Source organism: Vibrio floridensis, assembly GCF_021852965.1.
In the GTDB taxonomy this organism is placed as follows: domain Bacteria; phylum Pseudomonadota; class Gammaproteobacteria; order Enterobacterales; family Vibrionaceae; genus Vibrio; species Vibrio floridensis.
Genome location: NZ_JAKGCY010000020.1, coordinates 1 through 13490, shown reverse-complemented (window position 1 = coordinate 13490; position 13490 = coordinate 1). Strand labels below are relative to the sequence as shown.

Genomic DNA, 13490 nt, shown 5'->3' with positions numbered 1-13490 from the left:
CTTCCCGCAGACCACTTTCACCACCAAAACTCGCCGCATACCAAAAATGCCACGCGGCATGAATCCCACTTAAACGCCTTGTTATGCGTTGCAGCTAACATCGACACTTTGCTTCATTTGACTACCAATTACCAACAAACAACCGGACAAAATGACAAGTTCAGCCATATGGGCCAAAAATGAAATAGAACTACTCACTAAACCTCTGTCGATAAAGGGTAACAATACTTCAGCGATAACTGCCGTTGATACCATCATATACCCTACGAATTTCTGCCATTTTCTAAGCGCCCCAGCTAATTGGTGAAATGCTAGTAAATAGAACACTGAAAAAATGGGGAGCACGAACCAGGTGATGATCTCTAAACCTGTAACCAGGAAGTGATTTTCATTACCTAGCATGCCAATCAGAATGGGTAGAACACAGTTAAGTGACGAATAGGCGATCGGGTACAACAAAATGCCTAAACCTAAGAATTTTGAAGCTTTAACAACTCTACTTTCCACTTGTACACCTTACTCAAGTTTTAAGGACGCATAACGCCCTGTTAAGGTGTGAGCGACGCAATACCGATGCCGCCGCCTACCACCTTAATCACATAAACCAACGCATGGTAAAAACGCCACGCGTTGCGAATCACTCTTAAACAGTTTGTTAGCTTTCATAGTCCAAGCCCCCCATGTATGCAGGGATCATACCTAAAGATTGAACACGTTCTTTCTCTTTATCAGTTAGATGCCTAGAAACATAAGGAAAAATGCTAATTAGGAATGTTTTGATATTATCGAATGCCTCATCGGAATACAAAACTCCTTCGTTAAGTTGATTAAGGAGAGACATTTGCCACTTTATATATATTGTTGGGATCATAACATCGCCGATATCTTCCCAACCATCCAGTAAGTCATCTCTTAGGTTATTCATACGCTCACCCAACAAGTCATCACAGCGACCACGGCATGTCCAAAAGACATGTTCGACTTGCTTCGGCTGACTAAAATAGTCAGTACGCATTACCTCCCATAAGGTAACAATGCCTTTGTCGTCTTTATCGAAAAGCTCGTTATCACAAATGTGACATTTTAAACTTGGTTTATCCGAGAATATTTTGGCAGGCTTAGGATTGTTATCTCGCCAGCGAGCAACTGATATTGGGAAATAACGCTCTGCTATTTGTAGCCCTTTAGTTGAATGGATCATTTTCGACTCAATCTTGGCACTATCAAAAATCTGAAACTCCACTTTTTCTCGATTTCCCTCCAAAATCCCTGACAAACCGGCACTGGAAAGAGTGGAATAAAAACCAATAAAGCCATTACACTTTTTCGACTCAACACGATCACGGATATTGGCATCATCTGACGGGGTTACAGACTTACCGCTATGTGCTTTATGTTTGCAGCTTACGAGCCAATGAACTTTTGTTTCACCACCAATACCACGCCTCACTTCTTCTACAATAAGATCTGCACCACCATCAGCGCCTCTATCTGGATCCGACAGAATCTTGTACCCCATGAACTCTAAAAAATCGCGAGCGAACAACTCAAATGTATCTTGATGCCCAGTTGCAATATGCGCCTCTGGTATTTCTTTAAAATCTAAAATTGGCACATATGCCTCCTTTAATCACCTTAAAAGCTAACGCCCAATTAAGGGGTGAACAACGCTACCACCCAACCTAAAACATTGTGCCATAAACACTAAATTTGAAGTAGAAGCAAAAGTGCCAAGCGTTGTGAATCCCTCTTAAATTGCTTGTTAGGCTCGTTCACCAACCACCAAACTAACACGCTCAATTCTCGAACTAAGGCGATAAAAGTAGGCTTGATATACAGAAAATACTGCTAATAACAGCCCCTCTCCAACTTCAGAGGTTTTATCAAGGTTGCCTTGAAGAAGCTTTAGTCCTTCTTCGGAAGCACATTGTGCCTGCTCTGGCTGAGATCGAAGTAAGAAACGAGACCTTTCTGACCACTCATTCAATAGTTTCGAAAGTAATCCCTGTATTGAATCATCTAAAAAGCTAATATTTATGCGATGTGCAAACTTATTGCGAATGTTTTTTATAATTCTAAGGATACGAGCATCTTCAGGATGGATAATTCCCAGTAACAATGCGAGCTGAATTCTTGCGCCCATACTTCCAGCGGGTGCACTTCCGGATTCGTCTAATCCAAGAAACGCGCAGGATTCTTTGGGTATATTTACTAAACGCTTGTTTATAAGCTCAGCTAACGCTAAATCCAGATTTCCAGCAGCGACTATTGCCAGTTCCCTATCGGTTAATCCACTATATTGAGAAAAAAGTTCATGTTCACCAGGGAACACTTCATCAAGCCAACGTTCTAATTTCCAAGCCATCATAATTCCAATTTTTCACTAAGAGCCTAACGCCGCGTTAAGGGGTGAATGCCGCATAAACCAACTTTCCGCAGACCACATTCACCACCAAAACTCACCGCATACTAAAAATGCCACGTGGCATGAATCCCTCTTTAACGCCTTGTTATATTTTAAGTTCCTCAGGCGATAGATACTGACTACAGACAATATCAGGAACTAGTTTCAAAGCACCAGAGTCATCCTCACCGATGATCTTCGCTAAACTGTTTCCCGCTTGCCGAAATAAAATCGAATCATCTAACGTCAGGAAATAAGCCGATTCAACATCCGGCTCGTAGGGATGTTTTTCATAGATTTTTTGGAAACACATATGTAGGCCAATCAGCTTAGCCAATAGAACCTCTGCCTCAGTTTTACTTAATGATATTTCACCTCGATGAGCTTGCAGCATCATTGCCCACATATCTCCAGCTTTGTAACCAACTATCTTTAGGGCACTAAGTGAAACTTCTTGTTCCAAAAACTGTTCAAAATCTTCTTTAGTAGTCTCAGCAAATGTACTAAAGCACATACAACCTAGCAGAATGGGAATACAATATTTACTCAAACTTTTCATTTAGAGCTAAGTCCTTCAATAAAATATAACGCTGTGTTAAGGGGTGAATGCCGCTCAAACCAACCTTCAGCAGACCACTTTCACCACTAAAGCTCACCGCATACAAAAAATGCCACGCGGCATGAATCCCACTTGAACGCCTTGTTATGTTTAAGACTCAAAGGGTTAAGTTTTACGATACCAGAGCTTAACTCGACTTACCTTTGCAAACCAAAACCATAGGCTAAAAACTGAATTAACTCATAAAACTGATTGAATTTGCATTGAGTATTAACGTGAGAAACGAAAGTTGAAGCTATAACTTTGAAACTGAGTAAGCTGCACTCATCTCACCAAAGCACTGAATTTCAATGAGGCACTCTTGGAATTTTTAGCGCCCAAGAATAGATGTCCAGAAAACAGCGACCACTCAAGTTCACTTGCCGACAAAGCCAAAACTAGAAATCCAAGAAAAGATGCAAGCAGCTGATTTTGCATGATTAAACATAACGCCCAATTAAGGGGTGAGTAACGCAACACCGATGCCGCCGCAAACCGCCTTAATCACAAAAATTAACGCATAGCAAAAATGCCACGTGTTACGAATCACTCTTAAATTGTTTGTTATGTTCGTGAGCTTAAGTATTTGAAATGAACCTTGAGTACCTCGTTTACAGCAAGAGAAGATAGACTTACTTCACCATTTTCTGGAACTTCAAAGTTATTGCCTTTCAAACGAGAAGTTTCTTCATTGTTAACTAAGAGTATCCATTGATGTTCGAAACCTGCCACTTTCGCCAAATAAGAGCGAGCATCAATGACGTCAACTAAATCTTGAATAGTTGAAATTTCTGGCAATTCTAATTGTAAGAAGTGAGGGGCATCGGAATCATCTCCCATACACACACTATCTCTTGTGAGTTTGACTCTCAGCATAAAAACTCCGATAGAACATAACGCCACGCTAAGTGGCTAACAAACCTGCCACGTTACTTAACTGACCACCGTAAACACCCAACTCAACCAAACCAAAAATGCCACGCGTTTGTTAGTCCGTCTTAAGCGTTTTGTTAGTTTGCGTGCCTAATGCAGCCAACGTTGTAGCAGCAAGGTGCTGAATTAATGACAAAAATACTGACTTTGAACCCAAATGTAAAACCGGAAGCCAGAGTTTCAAACCCAACCGACAAAACGGACTTTGTGAAGTGCGACAAGGGCATTTGGGAGCAACTTAGCCGCAAAGAAAAAGAAGCCGCGCAAAAGAACGATGACGAGAAAGTTAGAACCAGTAAACCACTACCCCACCTCAAACACTTCCCATATAGTGCCACCGGAAAGTTCGTGAGGTTGGCAAACCCACAGGTGTAAAGCACAATAACCGAACTAGCCTTTTACTGACTTTGCAAACTAACGCCCAATTAAGGGGTGAACAACGCCCCCACCGAACCTAAAGCATTGTGCTATAAACACTAAATTTGAAGTAGAAGCAAAAATGCCAAGCGTTGAGAATCCCTCTTAAATTGCTTGTTATGCCTGTTCTGCCTCTGCCACTGAAAAGTGATGGTTCGGTGTATAAATCAAACTACACTCATTTGACACTCGATGAACTACGGCGTAGAGAGAATTGATCTGAGTTGATACGCCTGAGATAGCAGTATAAAGTTGGAATAGCGATACTTTCCCTGAAATAGCGTCATTTATAAACTGAAGCCTTTCCCTTTTATCAATATCAGAATGGAAGAACTCTGAGTTAAACCATAAGTTGATAATTTCTCGATTACTAACCGAGCATCCCATTTCACCACTCATCCTCGTGCTGTTCATAGCATTAAGATATAAAGCACGCAGACGGTCGATATAATTTTTTGCCCATTCATCTTTTGCATTCTTTCGAAGAATACCAATAATTCTTTCAAACCTAGTCGACTCTTTTTCAGCGTAAAAGAATCGAAACTTGAGCGCCAAATATTCGATATGTTCTATGTCTGGTGTATTTGCTTTAAATGTAGACTTCTTAATATCTATATCATCAGTGATTTGACGACTCGAAATTGCTCCCTTGTAGTATCGCTTCATAGCAATTTCAAACTCTTCAGCTCTTTTTTTGAACTCTAGAATTGCGGACAATTCGTTATCTCGAAGAGAAGACAATTGTGTTTCTCGTTCAATTAAAAAGTCTGGAATATTCAATTTACCTCCTAAGGCATAACGCCGCGTTAAGGGGCGCCGGCACGCACTACAAAAGTGACCGCATCACACCTTAACCACTAAACTTACCGCAAATTGAAAATGCCACGCGGGCCAAGTCCCTCTTAAACGCTTTGTTATGCGTTGCAGCCAACATCGACACTTTGCTTCATATGACTACCAATTGCCAACAAGCAACCGGATAAAATGACAAGCTCAGCCATATGGACCAAAAATGAAATAGAGCTACTCACTAAACCTCTGTCGATAAAGGGTAACAATACTTCAGCTATAACTGCCGTTGATACCATCATATATCCTACGAATTTTTGCCATTTTCTAAGCGCCCCAGCAAATTGGTGAAATGCTAGTAAATAGAACACTGAAAAAATGGGGAGCACAAACCAGGTAATTAACTCTAAACCTGTAACCAGGTAGTGATTTTCATTACCTAGCACTCCAATCAGTATGGGTAGAACAAAGTTAAGTGACGAATAAGCGATCGGGTACAACAAAATGCCCAAACCTAACAATTTTGAAGCTTTAACAACTCTACTTTCCACTTGTACACCTTACTCAAGTTTTAAGGACGCATAACGCCGCGTTAAGGGGTGAATGCCGCCTAAACCAACTTTCCGCAGACCACTTTCACCGCCAAAAACCACCGCATACCAAAAATGCCACGCGGCATGAATCCCACTTAAACGCCTTGTTATGTAACAATTTTACGCGTATTTGTAGACATGATCTGCGTACAACTGGCCACCAATTTCATAGGCTTGAGGCACTATCCTATCGAGCACAAAACCCACTTTTGTAAGTACCTTTTCGGAACCAATGTTGCCCTCGGTGACAACTGCACTGTATTTATCGATGCCGAACTCTGACATTGAATAATTTATGAGAGCTTGCAGTGACTCTGTACCATACCCGAGTCCATGATATTCGGGCAAAAACATAAACCCAACTTCAGCAACAGAATCGTTAACACAAAAACCTGTTATACCTACTGCTTTATTCGTTGTGGACTCGACAACAACTAAACATAGCCAATGCTTCGAATCTACAAACCAAGGTGCTAATCGAGATTTAAATTTACTCTCAATTTCTGACTTTGGAAGTTCATCGAAACAGAGCGAAATGACATTTGGGTTCGTATGGAGTTGTAGAAATAAAGACCAGTCATTTTCCAATAATGGCTTCATCCGTAGCCTTTCAGATATTACTTCCATTTAGCCGGACTCTCCTTGTTACATAACGCCCGCCTAAGGGGCTGGCAACGCATGACACTAAACTCAAGTACAACAACCGTAACCACCGCGGCTCATTGGGACTGGAAACGCCACGCGTTGACAGTCCCTCTTGAGGCGTTTGTTAGCTTCGTAGCCGATTGTTTAACAATGGCTTTTAACACATTTGCTTGAAATGCATTTTACGCAGAAGCATCACACAAACACATGTCCAACGCCAAAAGCTGTGAAGTTGGCAGCCAAAACTCAAAACGGCCTAGGCTAAGTTGGCCACGGTAAAGAGTCCGCGACAAAGAAAACCAGATCACAGCGATGATGCAGCCTTTTATGAAACCAAACTTTCTGTGTGGGACGTCCAACAACATTGAAGCATCGAAGCTTGATGGTTTTCAGCGACTTTGAAACTACCGAACATTCAACGATTTCTACCAAATTAACATCAGGCAAAATCCAATAACCAAGTTGTGCGACTTGAACGCTTAAAGCTGATTTTTCAGAACAATTGAGTTTAGATTTTGATGATTCCAGCCTTTAAGAAGCTAACGCCCTGTTAAGGGGTGAGCAACGCAATACCAAAGCCGCCGCATACCGCCTTAATCACTAAAACCAACGCATAGTAAAAATGCCACGCGTTGCGAATCCCTCTTGAACAGTTTGTTATGTTTGTTCTTGACTATTGCCACCTGTAAAACGGTAGACGCGCTTAGTAACCTTATGGCTACCGCCACCCAAGCTGATAGAAGCACCGTCTAAATTACCGGAAGCATTCAAACCACCACTTCCTGTACCTTCATAGTATTCTTCAATTTCAACTTCGTGTGCATTTTTAATACGTTCAGCTATTGCCAACTCTTGAGCAACCGCTGCTTGCATTTTTGCCATGTTTAAAGCGATAGCTTGCTTTCTCGCTTCAGCGTCCAGCGCCTCAATCTCGCCTGAGCCGTGCAATCTTTCAGTTTCTCTTGCCGATTCAATAACGACACCGGTCAATGCGCTAAGAACAGGCGAGCTAGCTTCTAAGACCTTTAAGGCTGCATCTAGTACTTTTTGAGATGCTTTCTGTTCAACCAAATCACTCATAATTTCCTCGTAAAACATAACGCCGCGTTAAGGGGCGCAGGCACCCAATACAAAAGTCGCTGCACAACACCTTAACCACTAAACAAACTGCAAACCCAAAATGCCACGCGTGCCAAGTCCCTCTTGAACGCTTTGTTATGCTTAAGCTTCAATAACTTACGTTTTAACAGAACCAAGATTAACTCGGCTTTGACTCACAAACAAAAGCCAAAAATCAAAAAACTGAAATGACTCATAATTTTAAAAACCAGACTTTGAACTTTGCCAGCCAAAACGAAAAACCTAAGCTCAAATTTCTGATTGAGCTAACCGCCCTAACCTCGCGCTTGCCCGAAAATTGATTGAGGCAACGCTCTGAGTTTCCAGCGCCAAAGAATAAGTGTCCGGAAAACAGCGCCCAATGGAGCCAACTTGCCGACAAACACAAAACCAACCAGCCGAGGGAACAAAGAAAAACCATAAACCACTGATTTTACGTGATTAAGCATAACGCCCTGTTAAGGTGTGAGCAACGTAACACCGATGCCGCCGCATACCACCCTAAACACTAAACGCAACGCATAGTAAAAATGCCACTCGTTGCGAATCACTCTTAAACAGTTTGTTATGTTTAAAAATCACCCAACGCATCTATTAACTGCTCTGCACTAAGATTATTTTCAACTACACGTTGTTCTATCCACTTTCCGAAGTCATCAGTTGAAGCCTTTTCATATATAATGGAGTTAATCATTTCTATTTTTTCATTAGCGGTGGCATTGAGGTTTATTTGGTAAAACTTCAAAAGAGAATTCAAAATAACATATGATATTCTCTTATTCCCATCCATAAATGGATGGGAGCGGCAAAATCTATGTACGAACATCGAAATGGAAGATACTTGTACATTTATAGGATTTCGGTTTGACAACAAATAGGATTTATCAATCCACTCCTTTATTTCAAAGAGTCCATTAACATTGTTTCTAGGTTTGATAAATTTTGGCAACTCAAAGTTTGTAGACTTGAGTTCAAATGCTACTGTGTTAAATATTCGGTCTAAATCATACTGTTCAAAAAAATGACAACCATGACTTGCGATCAGTTCTTTTGCCGAAGGTCTCATGTGAGGAATTTGAGCAGTCATCCATTTAACTATTTCATCATAGTGGGCATAATCACTGTGAATAGAGCCTATACTTTTATAACTAGTTCCAACTGGAATTTCACCTGTAAACATCTCTCCTAATATCAAGCCCAAAGAGTATATGTCGGAACTAAATTCAACTTCGTCATTATTCTTTTGTTCAGGCGAAGCATATTTAAAATTAGCCAATCTTGTTCCATTCTTAGTCTTAACATTACAGAAATTGTACTCTTCAGAAAAGCTAGCAACTCCCCAATCGGCGATTACCAACAAATCCCTTTCAGAATCCCACAGAATGTTTTCAGGCTTCAAATCTCGATGATAGACACCTCGACTATGGGCGTAGTTCAATCCGTTTAATATTTGGAAAAAATAGTTTTCTATTTTCTCTCCAGAAAAATTGGAAAAATCTAAACATTTTAGAGTTCCAGAGAAGTAAGGCATTACATAGAAATTATGGTTTATGCCATTGATCCTACAACAGCCATCCATAAAAACAGACACAATATTCTTACAATCAATAGCCTTGCAAAACTCCAACTCGTTGATGAAACGAGACTTCTTCTCTGTTATCGCATTAGGTTTCAGTAACTTTAAAGCATATAACTTTTTATGCGCATCTTCTATCTTAAAGACTACGCCAGCACCTCCCTCGCCGAGAGTCCCAAGAACTGTAAACTCGGTTCCATTTAATAGAATTTTAGTATTTTTCTTTATCACTATTAACCAACTTTTAATTTAAACATAACGCCCTGTTAAGGGGTGAGCAACGCAATACCAAAGCCGCCGCATACCACTTTAAACACTTAAACCAACGCATAGTAAAAATGCCACGCGTTGCGAATCCCACTTGAACAGCTTGTTAGCTGAAATTTTTCCTTTTGTATGGGCTATAATCATTTTAAAAAAGGCAAGGATAGAAAATGAAAAAAACATTCACAATCCTTTTGATAGTTGGTGGCTTCCTATCTTTTTCAGCATACGGCGCAGAAATGCAGGCTCAACAAAGGTGGACATTCAATAATTATAATCAACCAATAGTTGTGGCCAAAAATAACAAACTAACTGTAATAGTGTTAAGCGAGGAACTTATAGAGTTACATCGCCTTGATATAAAATGCAACCTTTCACTTGAGAGATCTGTAGGCCAAGTCAACTTAATGGTTAATAATCAAGCAGTCAAATTTGTCACATACTGTAACGATGGACACAGAATTTTCACGCCAGAAACCGTCGATGGTACCGGGTTTATTCTTTACCTCTTCCAGTTTGAAAGAGCTGTGCAAGTAGGTGAACTTACTTTTACTACTAATAACTTCAATTCAATTATTGATGAGTGGCAAAAGATGAACAAAGAATCGATTTAAATTTTCAGCTAACGCCCGCCTAAGGGGCTGGCAACGCACTACCACTAAACTCAAACACAACAACCGTAACCACTGCGGCTCATTTGGACTGGAAACGCCACGCGTTGACAGTCCCTCTTGAGGCGTTTGTTATGCTTAAGCTTCAACACTTTACATTTGAACCGACTCAAGAATAACTCACCGAAATCATTAACCAAACTTCGAATTTTCTTGAGTTAGAACTGACTCAACTTTTACCTATGAACTAACCAATACAGGCTTCCATTTAGCAACTAGGCCAATGTGGAAAACCTCTCCGACAAACTCACTCACCACGCATGGGCGCAACAACTCAATGAGGCAATGACACTGAAATTTACAGCGACAGACACATTGCCGTTTCATTAGGCAGCGAAAAACAATGCTCAATTGCTGACAGACTTTAAGCCCATAAGTAAAGGCACCAAACTGCTCAAAGCGACTTGAGAGAGCAGAATTCACCTCGTGCAGACTCAACATTCCAATGAGGCAATCACTCAGAATTTACAGCGCCAGACACATTGCCGCTTCATTAGGCAGCGAAAAACAATATTGAATTGCCGACAAAACCAGAACGAAATGCCAAAGAAACCGATAACACAACCTACTGATTTTTATGGATTAAGCATAACGCCCAGTTAAGGGGTGAAGCACGCAATACCATTGTTACTGCACGGCACTTCAACACCGAAACCAACGCATACCAAAAATGCCACGCGTGCTGAATCCCTCTTAAACTGTTTGTTATGTTTGCATTGTTCGGAATTTTTCAATGTCTCGTTGTGCTAACTTTTGCATCTTACCCACACAACTATCGACATTTTTACGTATTGAATTTCTCATTTCACGCTCCAAGCCAGATTTATTAATTACAATAAATTCGTTCACGCTGCATAATAACTCATACGCTGAAATCCTTATTACATCATCTGAAATGATCTGTATTTCATTGTATATTCTAAGATAATTTATGTAGTCCTCCCCCTGACAAGAGCAACTTGCGTTCAAATATTTTTGAACTAAAGCTTGGGATTGAGCTAAAAACTCTACGTATTTTTCTTTTCGTTCAGTGACTCTTTCAAGTTCGAAACTAATTCGGTCTTTATTAAGTTCATGAGATTGAGTCTTTTTAAGTATCGCGATGCCAGACAACGCAGTGATTAATGAACCCAAACCAATTTTTATCGCTGTATCAGCAACATCAATCCAAGTTAACGCCATAATTTCGCGAATACCCTCTGTAAACATAACGCCGCGTTAAGGGGTGAACAACGCCACCACCAACCTAGACCATTACACCGTAAACACGAAACACAACCTTGAACAGAAAGTGCTAAGCGTTGGGAATCCCTCTTAAACGCTTTGTTATGCGTATTTTACCTACTGATTGCACTAAACTTTTTGTATGTTCTCGCTGTATAAAATACATGATTTCAACTACGTATAGAGGACTTGTTTTAATAGCGATAACTAGCCAGCTTGTACTCGACTGAGGTACTTGGCTATAGTCGTAAAAATAAGCAATACACAACATTGCAAACAAGAGCATTAGCGTATGAGATTTCATGATTTCATATGTAACAGCGCTGTAGTTAAAACGCTTTCGTTTCAACCTTTTCAGCTCGCGAATCGTGAACCACTTAAATATCGGCTTAAGGACTAAAGGAGCTTTTTTAAGTATTGCTGCAATAACTATTGCCACGATCGCGGACGGAATAAGATGCAACCACCACCAAATATCAGTTACATTATTTATAAATGAATCCATCAAAGTTCACCTAGCTAAAACGATTAGATGAAGATATCAAAATAAACAACTTAATGCACATGCTAGGATTCTATTTGCGACTCATACGCATAACGCCGCGTTAAGGGGTGAATGCCGCACAAACCAACTTTCCGCAGACCACTTTCACCACCTAAACTAACTGCATACCAAAAATGCCACGCGGCATGAATCCCACTTGAACGCCTTGTTATGCTTAAGCTTCAATGGGTTACGTTTTAATAGAACCAAGATTAACTCGACTTTGATTTACAAACAAAAGCCAAAACTTAGAACACGGAAATGACTCATAGTTTTGAAAATCGGGCTTTGAAATTCGGTCGCTAAAACTCAAAAACTGAAGATCAAAGTGCTGATTGAGCCAGCTACCATAACCTCGCTCTTACCTGAAAATTGATTGAGGCAACTCTCTGAATTTTCAGCGCCAAAGAATAAGTGTCCAAAAAACAGCGCCCAATGAAGTCAACTTGCCGACATACACCAAACTGAAAAGCTAAGGGAACAAAGAAAAACCATAAACCACTGATTTTACGTGATTAAGCATAACGCCGCGTTAAGGGGCGCAGGCACGTAATACAAAAGTGACCGCATCACACCTTAACCACTAAACTTACCGCAAACTGAAAATGCCACGCGTGCCAAGTCCCGCTTTAACGCTTTGTTAGGCTATTGACTGCTTAGAATTTCTTCGATTTCTAAGATTATTTGCACACTTACATTAACATTGTCGGCAAATGCCATAGATGCTTTATTTTCTGCTGTTTGGTTAAATTTGTCTAAAATATACAAATCAGCATCTGTCAATACATCTAGTCTGCCAGTTTGCTGCCAGAGGACTAATCCATTTGAAATTCGGACACCGTCACTTCCACCCCAAAAAGCAATTAATTTATCGGTATCACTCTCAGATACATATGAAATGAAGTGTTTAGCAGCAATCCTGACTATAATTTCGTCCGATAGTGTTTCCGATTGTTTACAAATTTTTAGTGAAGCGAACTGTGGGAGCCCCTTATCACACTCTTTAAGTAATGTATTTTTAAATATTGCAGGATAATTTAATGTATTAAGGAGACTTATGCTTTTATCCAAATGCGATAAATTAGCACTTACAAATGGCATGTACGCTACAACACAAATAAATAAAATGTATTTAATATTTTTCATTGCTACTTCCTTTAGCCTAACGCCGCGTTAAGGGGTGAATGCCGCCTAAACCAAGTTTCCGCAGACCACTTTCACCACCAAAACTCGCCGCATACTAAAAATGCCACGCGGCATGAATCCCACTTTAACGCTTTGTTAGGGCTGTGGTTGGAGCGACTGCTTTTCTTTCAAGTAAAGATACAGTGGCAACCCAAACGATACTCCAACTAACAAAGTTCCCAACACAGCAAAATAGCGATACTTCACTTTATGTCTTTGGCCGTCCACCACGATAAAACCTAATAACGCAATTGCCGCAACCAAAACATCAAGCCATGCAAAAATACTAATGGGGCTTGCCACCGCTTCACGGAACAAAAGACCAATGTCTAAGCCATTGCTAACTAGCCAAGGAACAAACGCCCCGTATGGGAGCAATATACCCAACAAAGTAAGAACCAGATAAAACCTTACCATTTCGCCATCCTTGCACATTTTTCGTAGTAAGCCCTAACGCTGCGTTAAGGGGTGAATGCCGCTTAAACCAACTCTCCGCAGACCACCTTCACCACCAAAACTCACTGCATA

18 protein-coding genes and 1 pseudogene are annotated in these 13490 nt (G+C 40.5%); 2 read left to right on the top strand and 17 right to left on the bottom strand.

The features are described 5' to 3' along the window. Positions 1 to 81: 81 nt before the first annotated feature. The 5 genes from LZU85_RS19270 to LZU85_RS19235 all read right to left on the bottom strand — a co-directional run bounded on the left by LZU85_RS19270 (position 82) and on the right by LZU85_RS19235 (position 3878). Positions 82 to 507 (bottom strand): hypothetical protein, encoded by a 426-nt coding sequence (locus LZU85_RS19270; RefSeq protein WP_237288173.1) that lies wholly within the window; start codon positions 505 to 507, stop codon positions 82 to 84. Between the two features lie 148 nt (positions 508 to 655). Continuing rightward, positions 656 to 1615, bottom strand: coding sequence for a restriction endonuclease (locus tag LZU85_RS19260; RefSeq protein WP_237288169.1), 960 nt, complete (start codon positions 1613 to 1615; stop codon positions 656 to 658). Positions 1616 to 1762: 147 nt separating this feature from the next. Beyond that, on the bottom strand, positions 1763 to 2365 hold the full coding sequence (locus LZU85_RS19255; RefSeq protein WP_237288167.1) for a hypothetical protein: 603 nt from the start codon (positions 2363 to 2365) through the stop codon (positions 1763 to 1765). A gap of 145 nt (positions 2366 to 2510) precedes the next feature. Next, the gene (locus LZU85_RS19245; RefSeq protein ID WP_237288165.1) at positions 2511 to 2963 is read right to left on the bottom strand and encodes a hypothetical protein; all 453 of its coding nucleotides are present in this window, start codon (positions 2961 to 2963) and stop codon (positions 2511 to 2513) included. Between the two features lie 603 nt (positions 2964 to 3566). Further along, positions 3567 to 3878, bottom strand: a complete 312-nt coding sequence (locus LZU85_RS19235; RefSeq protein ID WP_237288164.1) for a hypothetical protein — start codon at positions 3876 to 3878, stop codon at positions 3567 to 3569. A gap of 186 nt (positions 3879 to 4064) precedes the next feature. Between LZU85_RS19235 and LZU85_RS19230 the strand changes: the two genes are divergently transcribed. Next, the gene (locus LZU85_RS19230) at positions 4065 to 4310 is read left to right on the top strand and encodes a hypothetical protein (RefSeq protein WP_237288162.1); all 246 of its coding nucleotides are present in this window, start codon (positions 4065 to 4067) and stop codon (positions 4308 to 4310) included. 159 nt (positions 4311 to 4469) lie between these two features. Here LZU85_RS19230 and LZU85_RS19225 read toward each other — a convergent pair whose 3' ends face one another. The 7 genes and pseudogenes from LZU85_RS19225 to LZU85_RS21015 all read right to left on the bottom strand — a co-directional run bounded on the left by LZU85_RS19225 (position 4470) and on the right by LZU85_RS21015 (position 9305). Then, on the bottom strand, positions 4470 to 5132 hold the full coding sequence (locus LZU85_RS19225) for a hypothetical protein (protein WP_237288160.1): 663 nt from the start codon (positions 5130 to 5132) through the stop codon (positions 4470 to 4472). Between the two features lie 134 nt (positions 5133 to 5266). Next, the gene (locus LZU85_RS19220; RefSeq protein ID WP_237288159.1) at positions 5267 to 5692 is read right to left on the bottom strand and encodes a hypothetical protein; all 426 of its coding nucleotides are present in this window, start codon (positions 5690 to 5692) and stop codon (positions 5267 to 5269) included. A 162-nt stretch (positions 5693 to 5854) separates the two neighbouring features. Next, positions 5855 to 6361 carry a GNAT family N-acetyltransferase gene (locus LZU85_RS19210; protein WP_039509100.1) on the bottom strand — a complete coding sequence of 169 codons (507 nt, stop codon included), beginning with the start codon at positions 6359 to 6361 and terminating at the stop codon, positions 5855 to 5857. Positions 6362 to 6536: 175 nt separating this feature from the next. Next, positions 6537 to 6629 carry a Tfp pilus assembly protein gene (locus tag LZU85_RS19205; RefSeq protein ID WP_234405904.1) on the bottom strand — a complete coding sequence of 31 codons (93 nt, stop codon included), beginning with the start codon at positions 6627 to 6629 and terminating at the stop codon, positions 6537 to 6539. Next, positions 6625 to 6744, bottom strand: a pseudogene (locus LZU85_RS19200) (DUF645 family protein); the annotation flags it as partial. The gene LZU85_RS19205 and the pseudogene LZU85_RS19200, both read right to left, overlap by 5 nt. A 292-nt stretch (positions 6745 to 7036) precedes the next feature. Beyond that, positions 7037 to 7459: a hypothetical protein gene (locus tag LZU85_RS19190; RefSeq protein ID WP_065767849.1), complete on the bottom strand. Its 423-nt coding sequence runs from the start codon at positions 7457 to 7459 to the stop codon at positions 7037 to 7039. Between the two features lie 610 nt (positions 7460 to 8069). Continuing rightward, on the bottom strand, positions 8070 to 9305 hold the full coding sequence (locus LZU85_RS21015; RefSeq protein ID WP_237288157.1) for a protein kinase domain-containing protein: 1236 nt from the start codon (positions 9303 to 9305) through the stop codon (positions 8070 to 8072). A gap of 203 nt (positions 9306 to 9508) precedes the next feature. Between LZU85_RS21015 and LZU85_RS19165 the strand changes: the two genes are divergently transcribed. Continuing rightward, positions 9509 to 9952 (top strand): hypothetical protein, encoded by a 444-nt coding sequence (locus LZU85_RS19165; protein ID WP_045618793.1) that lies wholly within the window; start codon positions 9509 to 9511, stop codon positions 9950 to 9952. A gap of 237 nt (positions 9953 to 10189) precedes the next feature. Here LZU85_RS19165 and LZU85_RS19160 read toward each other — a convergent pair whose 3' ends face one another. The 5 genes from LZU85_RS19160 to LZU85_RS19130 form a co-directional block, all read right to left on the bottom strand. After that, positions 10190 to 10450: a DUF3709 domain-containing protein gene (locus tag LZU85_RS19160; protein ID WP_237288155.1), complete on the bottom strand. Its 261-nt coding sequence runs from the start codon at positions 10448 to 10450 to the stop codon at positions 10190 to 10192. A 264-nt stretch (positions 10451 to 10714) separates the two neighbouring features. After that, positions 10715 to 11218, bottom strand: coding sequence for a peptidase M14 (locus LZU85_RS19145; RefSeq protein WP_237288152.1), 504 nt, complete (start codon positions 11216 to 11218; stop codon positions 10715 to 10717). A gap of 85 nt (positions 11219 to 11303) precedes the next feature. After that, positions 11304 to 11738 carry a hypothetical protein gene (locus LZU85_RS19140; RefSeq protein WP_237288149.1) on the bottom strand — a complete coding sequence of 145 codons (435 nt, stop codon included), beginning with the start codon at positions 11736 to 11738 and terminating at the stop codon, positions 11304 to 11306. Positions 11739 to 12422: 684 nt separating this feature from the next. Next, the gene (locus LZU85_RS19135; protein WP_130309874.1) at positions 12423 to 12923 is read right to left on the bottom strand and encodes a hypothetical protein; all 501 of its coding nucleotides are present in this window, start codon (positions 12921 to 12923) and stop codon (positions 12423 to 12425) included. A gap of 135 nt (positions 12924 to 13058) precedes the next feature. After that, on the bottom strand, positions 13059 to 13379 hold the full coding sequence (locus LZU85_RS19130; RefSeq protein WP_237288147.1) for a DUF2834 domain-containing protein: 321 nt from the start codon (positions 13377 to 13379) through the stop codon (positions 13059 to 13061). Positions 13380 to 13490: the final 111 nt, after the last annotated feature.

Bases quoted from the DNA above. Each gene is read 5' to 3' on its own strand.
- LZU85_RS19210 (WP_039509100.1), bottom strand. From the start codon at position 6,361: ATGGAAGTAATATCTGAAAGGCTACGGATGAAGCCATTATTGGAAAAT.
- LZU85_RS19140 (WP_237288149.1), bottom strand. From the start codon at position 11,738: ATGGATTCATTTATAAATAATGTAACTGATATTTGGTGGTGGTTGCAT.
- LZU85_RS19135 (WP_130309874.1), bottom strand. From the start codon at position 12,923: ATGAAAAATATTAAATACATTTTATTTATTTGTGTTGTAGCGTACATG.
- LZU85_RS19190 (WP_065767849.1), bottom strand. From the start codon at position 7,459: ATGAGTGATTTGGTTGAACAGAAAGCATCTCAAAAAGTACTAGATGCA.
- LZU85_RS19230 (WP_237288162.1), top strand. From the start codon at position 4,065: ATGACAAAAATACTGACTTTGAACCCAAATGTAAAACCGGAAGCCAGA.
- LZU85_RS19145 (WP_237288152.1), bottom strand. From the start codon at position 11,218: ATGTTTACAGAGGGTATTCGCGAAATTATGGCGTTAACTTGGATTGAT.
- LZU85_RS19235 (WP_237288164.1), bottom strand. From the start codon at position 3,878: ATGCTGAGAGTCAAACTCACAAGAGATAGTGTGTGTATGGGAGATGAT.
- LZU85_RS19245 (WP_237288165.1), bottom strand. From the start codon at position 2,963: ATGAAAAGTTTGAGTAAATATTGTATTCCCATTCTGCTAGGTTGTATG.
- LZU85_RS19130 (WP_237288147.1), bottom strand. From the start codon at position 13,379: ATGGTAAGGTTTTATCTGGTTCTTACTTTGTTGGGTATATTGCTCCCA.
- LZU85_RS19160 (WP_237288155.1), bottom strand. From the start codon at position 10,450: ATGTTGAGTCTGCACGAGGTGAATTCTGCTCTCTCAAGTCGCTTTGAG.
- LZU85_RS19165 (WP_045618793.1), top strand. From the start codon at position 9,509: ATGAAAAAAACATTCACAATCCTTTTGATAGTTGGTGGCTTCCTATCT.
- LZU85_RS19255 (WP_237288167.1), bottom strand. From the start codon at position 2,365: ATGGCTTGGAAATTAGAACGTTGGCTTGATGAAGTGTTCCCTGGTGAA.